The sequence below is a fragment of the Massilia sp. BKSP1R2A-1 genome, assembly GCF_050586525.1.
Classification (GTDB): Bacteria; Pseudomonadota; Gammaproteobacteria; order Burkholderiales; family Burkholderiaceae_D; genus Telluria.
This window is the reverse complement of the sequence record NZ_JBOBRE010000007.1, coordinates 22118-35491: the sequence shown is the minus strand read 5'-3', so window position 1 is coordinate 35491 and position 13374 is coordinate 22118. Positions and strand designations below refer to the sequence as shown.

Annotated in this window: 15 protein-coding genes; all 15 read right to left on the bottom strand. The window is 61.6% G+C overall.

The features are described from left to right. Window positions 1-39: 39 nt before the first annotated feature. The 15 genes from ACQ7JA_RS12270 to ACQ7JA_RS12200 all read right to left on the bottom strand — a co-directional run bounded on the left by ACQ7JA_RS12270 (window position 40) and on the right by ACQ7JA_RS12200 (window position 13291). On the bottom strand, window positions 40-402 hold the full coding sequence (locus ACQ7JA_RS12270) for a hypothetical protein (protein ID WP_430898007.1): 363 nt from the start codon (window positions 400-402) through the stop codon (window positions 40-42). A 180-nt stretch (window positions 403-582) separates the two neighbouring features. Continuing rightward, window positions 583-1005, bottom strand: a complete 423-nt coding sequence (locus ACQ7JA_RS12265; protein ID WP_231059068.1) for a F0F1 ATP synthase subunit epsilon — start codon at window positions 1003-1005, stop codon at window positions 583-585. 27 nt (window positions 1006-1032) lie between these two features. Then, a complete protein-coding gene (atpD, locus tag ACQ7JA_RS12260; RefSeq protein ID WP_159699287.1) occupies window positions 1033-2436 on the bottom strand; it encodes a F0F1 ATP synthase subunit beta in 1404 nt (467 codons plus the stop codon). Window positions 2437-2491: 55 nt separating this feature from the next. After that, on the bottom strand, window positions 2492-3367 hold the full coding sequence (atpG, locus tag ACQ7JA_RS12255) for a F0F1 ATP synthase subunit gamma (RefSeq protein ID WP_430898004.1): 876 nt from the start codon (window positions 3365-3367) through the stop codon (window positions 2492-2494). Between the two features lie 56 nt (window positions 3368-3423). Next, window positions 3424-4965 (bottom strand): F0F1 ATP synthase subunit alpha, encoded by a 1542-nt coding sequence (gene atpA, locus ACQ7JA_RS12250; protein WP_258827167.1) that lies wholly within the window; start codon window positions 4963-4965, stop codon window positions 3424-3426. 75 nt (window positions 4966-5040) lie between these two features. Next, a complete protein-coding gene (locus ACQ7JA_RS12245) occupies window positions 5041-5574 on the bottom strand; it encodes a F0F1 ATP synthase subunit delta (protein ID WP_430898002.1) in 534 nt (177 codons plus the stop codon). Window positions 5575-5576: 2 nt separating this feature from the next. Continuing rightward, window positions 5577-6047 carry a F0F1 ATP synthase subunit B gene (locus tag ACQ7JA_RS12240; protein ID WP_430898000.1) on the bottom strand — a complete coding sequence of 157 codons (471 nt, stop codon included), beginning with the start codon at window positions 6045-6047 and terminating at the stop codon, window positions 5577-5579. A gap of 75 nt (window positions 6048-6122) precedes the next feature. Then, window positions 6123-6362, bottom strand: a complete 240-nt coding sequence (atpE, locus tag ACQ7JA_RS12235; RefSeq protein ID WP_056340707.1) for a F0F1 ATP synthase subunit C — start codon at window positions 6360-6362, stop codon at window positions 6123-6125. 86 nt (window positions 6363-6448) lie between these two features. After that, a complete protein-coding gene (atpB, locus tag ACQ7JA_RS12230) occupies window positions 6449-7300 on the bottom strand; it encodes a F0F1 ATP synthase subunit A (RefSeq protein WP_430897998.1) in 852 nt (283 codons plus the stop codon). A gap of 1 nt (window position 7301) precedes the next feature. Then, the gene (locus ACQ7JA_RS12225) at window positions 7302-7640 is read right to left on the bottom strand and encodes an ATP synthase subunit I (RefSeq protein WP_430897996.1); all 339 of its coding nucleotides are present in this window, start codon (window positions 7638-7640) and stop codon (window positions 7302-7304) included. Between the two features lie 327 nt (window positions 7641-7967). After that, window positions 7968-8840 (bottom strand): ParB/RepB/Spo0J family partition protein, encoded by an 873-nt coding sequence (locus ACQ7JA_RS12220; RefSeq protein ID WP_430897994.1) that lies wholly within the window; start codon window positions 8838-8840, stop codon window positions 7968-7970. Window positions 8841-8860: 20 nt separating this feature from the next. Beyond that, a complete protein-coding gene (locus ACQ7JA_RS12215; protein ID WP_430897991.1) occupies window positions 8861-9631 on the bottom strand; it encodes a ParA family protein in 771 nt (256 codons plus the stop codon). A gap of 123 nt (window positions 9632-9754) precedes the next feature. Beyond that, window positions 9755-10402, bottom strand: a complete 648-nt coding sequence (gene rsmG / locus ACQ7JA_RS12210) for a 16S rRNA (guanine(527)-N(7))-methyltransferase RsmG (RefSeq protein ID WP_430897989.1) — start codon at window positions 10400-10402, stop codon at window positions 9755-9757. Continuing rightward, window positions 10399-12330 carry a tRNA uridine-5-carboxymethylaminomethyl(34) synthesis enzyme MnmG gene (gene mnmG, locus ACQ7JA_RS12205; RefSeq protein ID WP_430897987.1) on the bottom strand — a complete coding sequence of 644 codons (1932 nt, stop codon included), beginning with the start codon at window positions 12328-12330 and terminating at the stop codon, window positions 10399-10401. Before mnmG ends, rsmG begins: the two co-directional genes overlap by 4 nt. A gap of 190 nt (window positions 12331-12520) precedes the next feature. Next, window positions 12521-13291: a sulfite exporter TauE/SafE family protein gene (locus tag ACQ7JA_RS12200; protein WP_430897985.1), complete on the bottom strand. Its 771-nt coding sequence runs from the start codon at window positions 13289-13291 to the stop codon at window positions 12521-12523. Window positions 13292-13374 lie beyond the last annotated feature (83 nt).

Sequence of the window (13374 nt, the reverse complement as noted above, 5' to 3'; positions counted from 1 at the left end):
GGGGCGAGTGGTTGGCCGGCGGGGGCGAACGGGACGCGCTCAGGACAGCTTGGCGCTGCTCAGGAACAGCCAGGTCACGGTCATCACGACGATGCCGGTGAGCGTGACGCAGGAGCCGGTGAAGAACAGGGCCGAGAGCATGGTGGCCGACAGCACCCGCTCGAACAGGAAGCCGAGCGCGAAGTCGAAGCCCGCCAGCACCGACCAGCGCCGCATGTAGACCGGCAGGTAGCGGCTCATGCGGCGGTTGTGCTCGCGCGCGGCATGGCGCTCGAACAGGTCGCGCGCGCGGCTCACGTCGCGGAACAGCCAGTCGAAGAAGAGGAAGCGGTAGAGGGTCTGGCCGAACGGCGCTTCGGCTGCGACGGCGTGCTGCTCACGGGGTTCTGGAGGGAGTACCATGATCCGGACCGATGTCTCTCATGCTGGAGAAACGATACTAAGCCGGATTGCCGCACGCACGCGTGCGCCAGCTAACGGTGTGTCGCATTCTCGCTCTGCTGAAACTTGAGGCAAAACAATTGCTAATAAAAAAGGCAGCCCGCAGGCTGCCTTTTCGTCCGCAGAAGCGGATGCTGCGAATCAGCGTCCTTTCGAACGCAGCTTCTGGATCGCCGCCAGCTGCGCGATCGCCGCGGCCATTTCGGCCTGGGCTTTCGCGTAGTCGATCTTCGATTCCTTGTTCAGCATCAGCTCTTCGGCCTGCTTCTTTGCTTCCAGTGCCTTCGCTTCGTCCAGGTCGCCACCGCGGATCGCGGTGTCGGCCAGCACGGTCACGCCATTCGGCTGCACTTCGAGGATACCGCCTGCGACGAAGACGAACTCTTCGCCGCCGGCTGCCGTCTGGATCCGGACGGCGCCTGGCCTGATGCGCGTGATCAGCGGGGTGTGCTTCGGGTAGATACCCAGCTCACCCGCTTCACCCGGCAGCGCGACGAAGGTAGCCAGGCCGGAGAAGATCTGCTCTTCGGCCGAGACCACGTCCACTTGAATAGTGTTTGCCATGTCTGTCCCTAGGGTGAAGAAGCCGGCTTAGGCAGCCAGTTTCTTGGCCTTTTCGATCGCTTCCTCGATGGTGCCGACCATGTAGAAGGCCTGCTCCGGCAGGTGGTCCAGTTCGCCCGATGCGATCATCTTGAAGCCCTTGATCGTGTCTTTCAGCGAAACGTACTTGCCCGGCGAGCCGGTGAACACTTCAGCGACGTGGAACGGCTGCGACAGGAAACGCTGCATCTTGCGAGCGCGTGCGACGACCAGCTTGTCTTCCGGCGCCAGTTCGTCCATGCCCAGAATCGCGATGATGTCGCGCAGTTCCTTGTAGCGCTGCAGGGTGCCCTGCACGGCGCGCGCGGTGTTGTAGTGCTCTTCACCGACGACCAGCGGGTCCAGCTGGCGCGAGGTCGAGTCCAGCGGATCCACTGCCGGGTAGATACCCAGCGAAGCGATGTCACGCGACAGAACGACGGTCGAGTCCAGGTGGGCGAAGGTGGTTGCCGGCGACGGGTCGGTCAAGTCATCCGCAGGGACGTAGACGGCCTGGATCGAGGTGATCGAGCCGGTCTTGGTCGAGGTGATGCGCTCTTGCAGGCGGCCCATTTCTTCGGCCAGGGTCGGCTGGTAACCCACTGCCGACGGCATACGGCCCAGCAGTGCCGACACTTCGGTACCGGCCAGGGTGTAGCGGTAGATATTGTCGACGAAGAACAGAACGTCCTTGCCTTCGTCACGGAAGGCTTCCGCCATGGTCAGGCCGGTCAGCGCGACGCGCAGACGGTTGCCCGGCGGTTCGTTCATCTGACCATAGACCATCGCCACTTTCGAGTTGGTCGGGTTTTCCAGGTCGACGACCTTGGCATCTGCCATCTCGTGGTAGAAGTCGTTACCTTCACGGGTACGCTCACCCACGCCGGCGAACACGGACAGACCCGAGTGCGCTTTTGCGATGTTGTTGATCAGTTCCATCATGTTGACGGTCTTGCCGACGCCGGCGCCGCCGAACAGGCCGACCTTACCGCCTTTTGCGAACGGGCAGACCAGGTCAATAACTTTAATGCCGGTTTCCAGCAGGTCGGTCGACGGCGACAGTTCGTCGTAGGCCGGTGCATCGCGGTGGATCGATGCCATGCGCTCGTGGCTGACCGGACCGCACTCGTCGATCGGGTTGCCCAGCACGTCCATGATGCGGCCCAGGGTCGGGGTGCCGACCGGAACCATGATCGGGTTGCCGGTGTTCTGGATGATCATGCCGCGACGCAGGCCTTCCGAGCTGCCCAGTGCAATGGTACGGACCACGCCGTCGCCCAGCTGCTGCTGGACTTCCAGGGTCAGTTCCGAGCCTTCCATTTTCAGTGCGTCGTACACTTTCGGCATGGCGTTACGCGGGAATTCCACGTCGACCACGGCGCCGATACACTGAACGATTTTGCCATCAGCCATTTTCGTTCCTTCAGATATATAGTTAGATTCTTTTAGCTTGATCAGTCAGGGGCGCTTAGACAGCAGCCGCACCCGACACGATTTCGGACAGTTCTTTGGTAATCGCAGCCTGGCGGGTCTTGTTATAGACCAGCTTCAGGTCGCTGATGACGCTGCCGGCGTTATCGCTCGCGGCCTTCATTGCGACCATGCGCGCCGATTGCTCGGACGCCAGATTTTCTGCAACCGCCTGGTACACCAGCGCTTCCACGTAACGCACCAGCAGCTCGTCGATGACGACCTGTGCTTCCGGTTCGTAGATGTAGTCCCAGCTGATGCCGCCCGCTTCCTTTTCCAGGTGCTTCGCCGGCAGCGGCAGCAGCTGCTCGACCATCGGTTCCTGCTTCATCGTGTTGATGAACTTGGTGTAGCACAGGTAGACAGCGTCGAGCTTGCCTTCCTGGTACGCGTCCAGCATCACTTTGACCGGACCGATCAGCTTGTCCAGGTGCGGGGTGTCGCCGAGCTGGGTCGCTTGCGACACGACCTTCATGCCCATGCGGTTCAGGAAACCCAGGCCTTTGTTACCGATAGCAACTGCCTCGACGGTGTTGCCTGCCTGTTCCACTTCGCGCGCCTTCATCGTCACCTGGCGCAGCACGTTGGTGTTCATGCCGCCGCACAGACCCTTGTCGGTCGTGACGACGATGAACCCCACGGCCTTCGCCTTCACGTCCTTGGCTTGCGCCATGAACGGGTGCGTGTATTCCGGGTTTGCGCCGGCCAGATTGGCGGTGATGGTACGAACCTTCTCACTGTAGGGACGGGCGGCGCGCATACGGTCCTGCGCCTTGCGCATTTTCGATGCGGCGACCATTTCCATCGCCTTGGTGATCTTCTTCGTATTCTCTACGCTCTTGATCTTGCCACGAATCTCTTTGCCTACTGCCATGAGTCCTTACTCCTTCCGCGCACCGGCGCCGCCCTCGGGCAGCGCCGGCTTGACGATTAATATGCGCCGGATTTCTTGAAATCAGCAATGGCGGCGGCCAGCGCAGCTTCGCCGTCCTTGTCCAGTTGCTTGGTTTCGTCGATCTTCGACAGCAGGGCAGCGTGGCTCGACTTCAGGAAGTTGTGCAGGCCGTGTTCGAACGGGAGCACTTTCTTGACGTCGATGTCGTCCAGGTAGCCTTTGTTGACGGCGAACAGCGATGCGGCCATCAGCGAGGTCGACAGCGGCGAGAACTGCGGCTGCTTCAGCAGCTCGGTCACGCGTGCGCCGCGGTCCAGCTGCTTGCGGGTCGATTCGTCCAGGTCCGATGCGAACTGCGCGAACGCAGCCAGTTCACGGTACTGCGCCAGGTCGGTACGGATACCGCCCGACAGGCCCTTGATGACCTTGGTCTGGGCGGCGCCACCGACGCGCGACACCGAGATACCGGCGTTGATCGCAGGACGGATACCGGCGTTGAACAGCGAGGTCTCCAGGAAGATCTGGCCGTCGGTAATCGAAATCACGTTGGTCGGAACGAAGGCCGAGACGTCGCCTGCCTGGGTTTCGATGATCGGCAGTGCGGTCAGCGAACCGGTCTTGCCGGTGACGGCGCCGTTGGTGAACTTCTCGACGTAGTCGGCGTTCACGCGGGCCGCGCGCTCGAGCAGACGGCTGTGCAGGTAGAACACGTCGCCCGGATACGCTTCGCGGCCCGGCGGACGGCGCAGCAGCAGCGAGATCTGGCGGTATGCGACTGCCTGCTTCGACAGGTCGTCATAGACGATCAGCGCGTCTTCGCCGCGGTCGCGGAAGTATTCGCCCATGGCGCAGCCCGAGTAGGCCGAGATGTACTGCATCGCAGCCGATTCCGAAGCGGAAGCGGCGACAACGATGGTGTACTCCATCGCGCCGTGCTGTTCCAGCGAGCGGACGATGTTCTTGATGGTCGATGCCTTCTGGCCGATTGCGACGTACACGCAGGTGACGCCCTGGCCCTTCTGGTTGATGATCGCGTCGACTGCGACAGCCGATTTACCGGTCTGGCGGTCGCCGATGATCAGCTCGCGCTGGCCACGGCCGATCGGCACCATCGCGTCGATCGACTTGATACCGGTCTGCATCGGCTGCGAGACCGATTCACGGGCGATAACGCCCGGAGCGATCTTTTCGATCGGTGCGGTCAGGCTGGTCGCGATCGGACCCTTGCCGTCGATCGGCTGGCCCAGTGCGTTGACCACGCGGCCACGCAGTTCCGGACCGATCGGCACTTCCAGGATGCGGCCGGTGGTCTTGACGGTGTCGCCTTCCGAGATGTGCTCGTAGGCGCCCAGGATGACGGCGCCGACGGAGTCGCGCTCGAGGTTCATCGCCAGGCCGAAGGTGTTGCCAGGGAATTCCAGCATCTCGCCCTGCATCACGTCCGACAGACCATGGATGCGGCAGATACCGTCGGCGACGGAGATCACCGTGCCTTGATTGCGAACTTCAGCCGAACCTTCCAGACCCTGGATGCGGCTCTTGATCAGTTCGCTGATTTCAGAAGAATTAAGTTGCATGAGTGCTAACTCCAAATGTTTTTGATGCGTAGGGCAAGGGCGCTGTGGCCGGCGAGTGTCTATCGATGCTATCGATTACGACACCAGCGCAACATGCATCTGTTGCAGCTTGGCGCGTACCGAGGTATCGAGCACTTCGTCGCCGACGACCACGCGCACACCACCGATCAGCGAAGGATCAACGGTCACCGACGGGTTCAGCTTGCGGCCAAATTTCTTTTCCAGCGTAGCGACCAGCTGGGCCAGCTGGTCACCCGAGATCTCGAAGGCGCTGACGATGTCCGCATCGGCGGCACCTTCGTTGGCGTTCTTCAGTGCCGCGAACTGGGCGGCGATTTCGGGCAGCAGGTTGACGCGGCCGTTTTCGGCCAGCATCGCGATAAAGTTCTTCGCTTCAGCGTTCAGCGGCGACTTGACCAGGGACGCAATCGCGTCGGCCAGCTGGGCAGCGGTGACCTTCGGGTTGGCGGCGAAAGCCTGCACGTCCGGATTGGCGCCAACCTGGCCCAGTTCGGAAGTAGCGGCCGACCAGGCAGCCATGTCGCCCGACTGGGCAACACGGAACAGCGCTTCGGCGTAAGGGCGGGCGACGGTTGCGAGTTCAGCCATGATTAGAGCTCGGTCGACAGTTTCGACAGCAGGTCGGCGTGGGCCGCTGCGTTCACTTCACGCTTCAGGATCTGCTCGGCGCCTTGCACTGCCAGTGCGGCGACCTGGCCACGCAGTTCTTCGCGGGCGCGGTTCACTTGCTGCTCGGCGTCTGCGTTTGCTGCAGCGACGATGCGGGCGGCTTCTTCGGCGGCGGTCGCCTTGGCTGCTTCGATGATCTGGGCAGCGCGCTTTTCAGCGTCGGCGATGCGCTTCTGGACTTCGTCACGGGCGCCAGCCATTTCGGCCTGGACGCGCTTTTCGGCGGCAGCCAGGTCAGCCTTGCCACGGTCAGCAGCGGCGAGGCCGTTCGCAATCCTCTCGGCGCGCTCGTCGAGCGCTTTCATCAGCGGCGGCCACACGAATTTCATCGTGAACAGCGCCAGGATGAAGAAGACAGCGAACTGGGCAAACAGAGTTGCGTTAAGGTTCACGGTTTTATCCTTCTTACAGAAACACGGATGCCGAACCAGGACTGGTTCGGCTCTTCAGGTCAAGCGCTTGCTTGATTAGCTGAACGGACGTGCGAAGACGAACAGCATGGCGATACCGACGCCGATCAGGAATGCCGCGTCGATCAGACCAGCCAGCAGGAACATCTTGGTCTGCAGGGTGTTCATCAGTTCTGGCTGACGTGCAGAAGCTTCCAGGTACTTACCGCCCATGATTGCGATACCGATGCAAGCACCGATAGCGCCCAGGCCGATGATCAAACCGCAAGCCAGTGCAACAAAAGAAAGGTCAGTCATGTGTAACTCCAAAAGTTAATTTAAAAACTAGATTAAAAACTACAACTTCTTTACAACCACTATCTGTTCGATGCTTGCGGCGCCGATCAGTGGCCTTCATGGGCCTGACCGATATACACCAGCGTCAGCATCATGAAGATGAATGCCTGCAGGAACACGATCAGGATGTGGAAGATCGCCCAAATCGAGCCGGCAATCACCTGACCAACGAAACCGAAGACGGTGGCGGTCGAGCCCAGCAGAGCGATCAAGAGGAACAGCAGCTCACCGGCGTACATATTGCCGAACAGTCGCATACCGAGCGACACCATTTTTGCTGCATATTCGATGATGTTCAGGAGCAGGTTGAACGGCGCCATGTAGATGCCGAACGGGGCTGCGAACAGTTCGTGGATGAAGCCACCCAGGCCCTTGATCTTGATGCCGTAGTAGAGCATCAGGCACAGCACGCCCAGCGAGATGCCGATGGTGCCGTTCAGGTCGGCGGTCGGGACCACGCGGTGATACGGGAAGACGTCGGTCAGGCCCAGCAGTTCGAAGCCTTTGGCGAACATGTCGACCGGCAGGAAGTCCAGCGAGTTCATCAGGGCGACCCAGACGAACACGGTCAGTGCCAGCGGGGCGATGAAGCTGCGGTCGCCGTGGACGATCGATTTCGACTGGTCTTCAACCATCTCGACCAGCATCTCGACGGCAGCCTGGAAGCGGCCCGGCACGCCCGAGGTGGCTTTACGCGCCGCCATGAACATGAACAGGCAGCCCAACACGCCCATCAGGACGGACCAGAAGATGGTGTCGTAGTTGACGACACTGAAGTCGACCACGAAATCCTGGTGCTTGTTCGACAGGTGGCCCAGGTGGTGGGTGATGTACTCCGATGGGGTCGGGTTGGCGTGCGATCCTGCTGCTGCGACGCCTTCTACGCTTGGACTCGTCATGTCAGTGCCTAAATAATAAGATGATGTAACTTTTCAGCGCCACGACGAACCCGGCGAACAGCGCCAGCCAGTTCAGATCGTGGTACAGCTTGGCGGTCGCGAACAGGAGCGCGACCGTCAATATGATCTTTACAAATTCCCAGATGAAGAATGTTGCAGGACTGGCCCCGCCCGCGCGCTGCGCATTGGCGAACAGTCTTACTGCCATGATGCCGTTGGGCACTACACAACACAAACCGCCCAGTACTGCCGAAAACATCGCAGACCATCCCCCCAGTAGTGCGGCGATGACGCCTGCGACTACCGTGGCCATCAATTGCAGGGAGACGATGCGCAGCATATTTTTATAGTTTCGCGCTGGCGCACTTGGATGGTTAACGATGTGGTAATTACATGAATCAGCGGGATTATAAGTGGTTATACGGACGCGAGTCAAACGATTCCGCGCTTATAACTGCTGTGTAAAGATGTGATGGGAGCAACATGAAGAATATTAAAATCTCCATATTTTCAACTACTTAACCGAAGGGTCAGTAGGGTGGACGGCTCTGCCGTCCGCGCGTTCAGACTGTGCCCGAGCAATGGCTGCGTGGCATGCATACGTCAGTTGAACGCGCGGTCGGCGAAGCCGACCACCCTACAAAAAACGTTAAATCCATGGCGCCGTTCAGGCGCGCAGGCGGGCCAGCACGCCGTCCAGGATGTCCAGGTCGGCGAAGTCGATGATGAGCTGGCCCTTGCCCTTGGCGCCCATCTTGAACATGACCGGGGTAGCCAGCTTGTCCGACAGCTCTTCTTCCAGACGGACGATGTCGCCCGGCTTTTCCTTGGCGCGGGCGGCGGCGGCCGGGCTGGCCTGTTCCTCGAGGGCGCGCGCGACCAGCTTCTCGGTCTCGCGCACCGACAGGCGCTTGGCGATCACCTGGTTTGCCAGCGTGATCTGGTTCGCGCTGTCGACGGCGAGCAAGGCACGGGCATGGCCCATGTCGATGTCGCCGGCCATCAGCATGGTCTGCACGGGCTGGGCCAGGTTAATCAGGCGCAGCAGGTTCGACACGGCGCTGCGCGAGCGGCCGACGGCGGTGGCTGCCTGCTCGTGGGTGAAATTGAAATCGTTGATCAGGCGCTGGATGCCTTGCGCCTCTTCCAGCGGATTCAGGTCTTCGCGCTGGATGTTCTCGATCAGGGCCATGGCGGCGGCCGACTGGTCGTCGACTTCGCGCACCAGCACCGGGATTTCTTCCAGGCCGGCCATCTGGGCCGCACGGAAGCGGCGCTCGCCGGCGATGATCTCGTAGGGCACCGGTGCGCCCTCCCCCAGGGGACGCACCAGCACCGGCTGCATGATGCCCTGGGTCTTGATGGAGGCGGCCAGCTCGCTGAGCGAGGTTTCGTCCATGCGGGTGCGGGGCTGGTATTTGCCGGCCTGGATCTGCGTCACCGGCAGCGAGGAGGGAGTGGTGCCCGGGGCCGGCTGGCTGTCGCCGCCGAGGAGTGCGTCGAGCCCGCGGCCGAGCCCTTTCAATTTCTTGGTTGCCATTTCTGTGTCAGCTTTCTTGATTACATAGTCTTGATGCGTTCGACCATTTCGGCGCCGAAGGCGATGTACGCCTGGGCGCCCTTGGACGAGGGATCGAACACGACGCCGGGGATGCCATACGAGGGCGCTTCGGCCAGGCGCACGTTGCGCGGGATGATGGTCTTGAAGACCTTGTCGCCGAAGTGCTGCTCGAGCTGGCCGGAAACCTGCTGCGAGAGCGTCATGCGCGGATCGAACATCACCCGCAGCAGGCCGATGATGCGCAGGTCGGTGTTCAGGTTGGCGTGCACCTTCTTGATCGTGTTGACCAGGTCGGACAGGCCCTCCAGCGCGTAGTACTCGCACTGCATCGGGATGATCACGCCGTGCGCCGAGCACAGGCCGTTCAGCGTGAGCAGCGAGAGCGCAGGCGGGCAGTCGATCAGGATGAAGTCGTAGTCCTTGTCCACTGCCGCGAGCGCATCCTTGAGGCGGCGTTCGCGGTTTTCCAGCGAGACCATCTCGACCTCGGCGCCGGCCAGCTCGCGGTTGGCGGGCAGCACGTCGAAGCGCCCTGCTTCCGAGCGCACCTTGGCGGTGGCCACATCGGCTTCGCCGAGCAGCACCTGGTAGATCGAGCTGGCGAGCGTGGCCTTGTTGATGCCGGCGCCCATGGTGGCATTGCCCTGCGGGTCGAGGTCCACCAGCAGCACGCGCTGCTCGAGCTTCGCCAGGCCGGCCGACAGGTTCACGGAGGTGGTGGTCTTGCCGACGCCACCCTTCTGGTTCGCTACGCAAAAAATCTTCGCCATCTATTCCTATCCGTTGGAATCAGCAACAAGGCACTATATCGTTCATACCGTACAAACCATTTTAACAGTTCGTATTTTATAAACGATATAAACTGTTTATACGATTTATTCTATTTATTCTGTTTATTCGGATCGCTCTACGAAAACCAGGTGGCGTTCCGCTCCCAGCCTTGGAACCTGCAGGGGCTGCAAGTCCGTGATTCGCCACTCTGCTGGAATACGTTCCTGCTCCTCGGCCGGCGCCGTGCCTTTGAGCGCAATGAATTTGCCGCCCTCGGCCAGCAGGTGCCCGGACCAGTTCAGGAAATCGCTCAGGTCCGCAAATGCCCGCGAAGTAATCACGTCGAATTTGTCGCTCACGTCGAGGTCCTGCACTTTCATCGTGTGCACGGTGACGTTGGAAAGCTCCAGTTCCGCCTTCACCTGCTTGAGGAAGGCGGTTTTCTTGTGCACGGTGTCGATCATCGACACTTTCATGCCTGGCCTGGTGATTGCCAGCACGATGCCCGGCAATCCGCCCCCTGCCCCGACGTCCAGCACATTGCGGGCGTCCACGAAGGCCGGCACCGCGGCGAGCGAATCGAGCAGGTGGTGGGTCACCATCTGCATCGGGTCGCGCAGCGAAGTCAGGTTGTAGACGCCATTCCACTTGCTCATCAGCGCCAGGTAATCCATCAGTTTGTCCTGCTGGGCTGCCGAAACATCCAGCTTCATCTCGGCAATACCCTCGGCCAGCACGTGCGCCAAGGCGGCGCGGTCGAAACCCCTCATTCGGCCGCCTCCGCTGGAGCATTGGTGAAGCCCTTGGCACCGCGTTTTTTCAGGTGCACCAGCAGCAGCGAGATCGCCGCCGGGGTCACGCCCGAAATGCGCGAGGCCTGGCCCAGGGTTTCCGGACGCTGCTTGTCGAGCTTCTGGCGCACCTCGATCGACAGGGCCTGGATCTCCAGGTAGTTCAGGTTTTCCGGCAGCTTCAGGTTCTCGTAGTGGTCGTGACGCTCCACTTCGCGCGCCTGGCGGTTGATGTAGCCGGCGTACTTCAGCTGGATCTCGATCTGTTCCTTCACCGCCGGGTCTTCCACGCCGGGGCCGGCCAGGGGCTGTCCCTCCATGCCCGTCATCGTCATGAGGGTGTCGTACTGCACACCCGGGCGGCGCAGCAGGTCGGCCAGGTTGTACTCGCGCTCGAGCGCCTGCCCCACTACACGCTCGGATTCGGCGCCAGCCAGGATGCGCGGGTTGACCCAGGTGGAACGCAGGCGCTCCAGCTCGCGGGCGATGGCTTCGCGCTTGGTCTCGAAAGCCGCCCACTGGGCGTCGCCCACGATGCCCAGCTTGCGGCCGATTTCGGTCAGGCGCATGTCGGCATTGTCTTCACGCAGCGACAGGCGGTATTCCGCACGGCTGGTGAACATGCGGTAAGGCTCGGCCACGCCCTGCGTGGTCAGGTCGTCGACCAGCACGCCCAGGTAGGCTTCCGAGCGGCCCGGGGTCCAGGCTTCCTCGCCCTTGGTCTGCAGCGCGGCGTTCAGGCCGGCCAGCAGGCCTTGGGCCGCGGCTTCCTCGTAGCCGGTGGTGCCGTTGATCTGGCCGGCGAAGAACAGGCCCTTGATCGCCTTGGTTTCCAGCGAGGCTTTCAGGCCGCGTGGGTCGAAATAGTCGTATTCGATCGCATAGCCGGGACGCAGGATGAAGGCGTTCTCCAGGCCGCGCATCGAGCGCACCAGTTCCAGCTGCACGTCGAACGGCAGGCTGGTCGAGATCCCGTTCGGATAGAACTCGTTGGTCGTGAGGCCTTCCGGCTCCAGGAAGATCTGGTGCGACTCTTTCGATGCGAAGCGGTGGATCTTGTCTTCGATCGAGGGGCAATAACGCGGGCCCACACCCTCGATGACGCCGGTATACATCGGGCTGCGGTCGAGGCCGTTGCGGATGATGTCGTGGGTCTTTTCGTTGGTGTGCGTCACCCAGCACGGCACCTGGCGCGGGTGCATGGCGGCATTGCCCATGACCGAGAACACCGGCACCGGGTCGAGGTCGCCCGGCTGCTCGCTAAGGACCGAGAAGTCGATGCTGCGGCCGTCGATACGCGGCGGCGTGCCGGTCTTCAGTCGGCCTTGCGGCAGTTTCAGTTCCTTCAGGCGGCTCGACAGCGACAGCGCGGGCGGATCGCCGGCGCGGCCACCCGAGTAATTCTGCAGGCCGACGTGGATCTTCCCGTCGAGGAAAGTACCGGCGGTCAGCACCACGGCGCGGGCGCGGAAGCGCAGGCCAACCTGGGTGACGGCGCCGACCACGCGGTCGCCCTCCACCATCAGGTCGTCCACGGCCTGCTGGAACAGCCACAGGTTCGGCTGGTTCTCGATGCGCGAACGGATCGCGGCCTTGTACAACACACGGTCGGCCTGGGCGCGGGTGGCGCGCACGGCAGGGCCTTTCGAGGAGTTCAGGATACGGAACTGGATGCCAGACTCGTCTGTTGCGATGGCCATGGCGCCGCCGAGGGCGTCGACTTCCTTGACAAGGTGGCCCTTGCCGATGCCGCCGATCGACGGGTTGCAGGACATGGCGCCCAGGGTTTCAATGTTATGGGTCAGCAGCAGGGTCTTCTGACCCGTGCGTGCGGACGCGAGCGCAGCCTCGGTACCGGCATGGCCGCCGCCGACGACGATGACGTCGAATTCAGTAGGAAATAGCATGATGAGGAGTGGTGCGAGGAGACTAATGCGCGATTATAGATTCTTTTTTCTTGCAGGACTCTGCAACGGCCCGAAAACGACAGATTTTGTTCCACGTGGAACATAGTTGCCGACGAGCTTGCGAATGTTTCACGTGGAACAAAAAGCAAAAAAGCCGGGCGAACCCGGCTTCATTGTTTCACGTGGAGCGTCACCAACCTATCTTGGTGAAAGCATCATAGGCCGTCTTGAGGATCAGGGCCGAGACCACGACCAGGAACAGTTTGCGTACAAATGCGCTGCCATGCTTCAGCGCCAGCTTCGTACCGATCAGCGATCCAGCCACCTGGCACACCGCCATCATGAGGCCAAGCTGCCACAGGATGTGTCCGCTATACCCGAACCACAGCAAGGCGGAGAAGTTGCAGGCGACGTTCACGATCTTCGCCGCAGCCGATGCCCCGAGGAAGTCGAAACCGAAGAAGCGCACAAAAAGGAAGATCAGGAAGCTGCCCGTGCCCGGACCGAAGAAGCCGTCATAGAAGCCGATCGCGGCGCCGATGCCGATGGCCCAGTACCGCTCAGCCAGTCCGCTGTGCACCGGCGCATGCACGGCGCCGAGGTCTTTCTTCTTGAAAGTATAGACCGCCACGGCCACGAGGACGATGGGCAGCAGCGTACGTACAAAGTCCGCCGGCACCCGCGTCACCGTCCAGGCGCCGACGAAGGACAGGACGAACGCCGCGACAGCTGCAGGCGCCGCCGTGCTCCACGCCACGCGTACGCGACGCGCGTAGTTCACTGCCGCAGCGCTGGTACCGAAGATGCTGGCGAACTTGTTGGTGCCCAGCAGGGTGGCAGGAACTTCTTTCGGGAGGACGGAGAAGATGGCGGGAATCTGGATCAGGCCGCCGCCACCGACGACGGCGTCGACCAGGCCGGCGGTAAAGGCAGCCGCGCCGAGCCAGGCAAAATCAATCATGGGAAGACATCGAGGAATGCAGAGGCTGCATTGTACTCCGAGGCATCAACAGCTGGCCAAACCCGGGCGGGAATGCTGTAAGC

Coding starts and splice junctions, on each gene's coding strand:
- atpB (WP_430897998.1), bottom strand. CDS start 7,300: ATGACGAGTCCAAGCGTAGAAGGCGTCGCAGCAGCAGGATCGCACGCC.
- ACQ7JA_RS12225 (WP_430897996.1), bottom strand. CDS start 7,640: ATGCTGCGCATCGTCTCCCTGCAATTGATGGCCACGGTAGTCGCAGGC.
- rsmG (WP_430897989.1), bottom strand. CDS start 10,402: ATGAGGGGTTTCGACCGCGCCGCCTTGGCGCACGTGCTGGCCGAGGGT.
- atpE (WP_056340707.1), bottom strand. CDS start 6,362: ATGACTGACCTTTCTTTTGTTGCACTGGCTTGCGGTTTGATCATCGGC.
- atpG (WP_430898004.1), bottom strand. CDS start 3,367: ATGGCAGTAGGCAAAGAGATTCGTGGCAAGATCAAGAGCGTAGAGAAT.
- ACQ7JA_RS12270 (WP_430898007.1), bottom strand. CDS start 402: ATGGTACTCCCTCCAGAACCCCGTGAGCAGCACGCCGTCGCAGCCGAA.
- ACQ7JA_RS12265 (WP_231059068.1), bottom strand. CDS start 1,005: ATGGCAAACACTATTCAAGTGGACGTGGTCTCGGCCGAAGAGCAGATC.
- atpA (WP_258827167.1), bottom strand. CDS start 4,965: ATGCAACTTAATTCTTCTGAAATCAGCGAACTGATCAAGAGCCGCATC.
- ACQ7JA_RS12215 (WP_430897991.1), bottom strand. CDS start 9,631: ATGGCGAAGATTTTTTGCGTAGCGAACCAGAAGGGTGGCGTCGGCAAG.
- mnmG (WP_430897987.1), bottom strand. CDS start 12,330: ATGCTATTTCCTACTGAATTCGACGTCATCGTCGTCGGCGGCGGCCAT.
- ACQ7JA_RS12245 (WP_430898002.1), bottom strand. CDS start 5,574: ATGGCTGAACTCGCAACCGTCGCCCGCCCTTACGCCGAAGCGCTGTTC.
- ACQ7JA_RS12220 (WP_430897994.1), bottom strand. CDS start 8,840: ATGGCAACCAAGAAATTGAAAGGGCTCGGCCGCGGGCTCGACGCACTC.
- atpD (WP_159699287.1), bottom strand. CDS start 2,436: ATGGCTGATGGCAAAATCGTTCAGTGTATCGGCGCCGTGGTCGACGTG.
- ACQ7JA_RS12200 (WP_430897985.1), bottom strand. CDS start 13,291: ATGATTGATTTTGCCTGGCTCGGCGCGGCTGCCTTTACCGCCGGCCTG.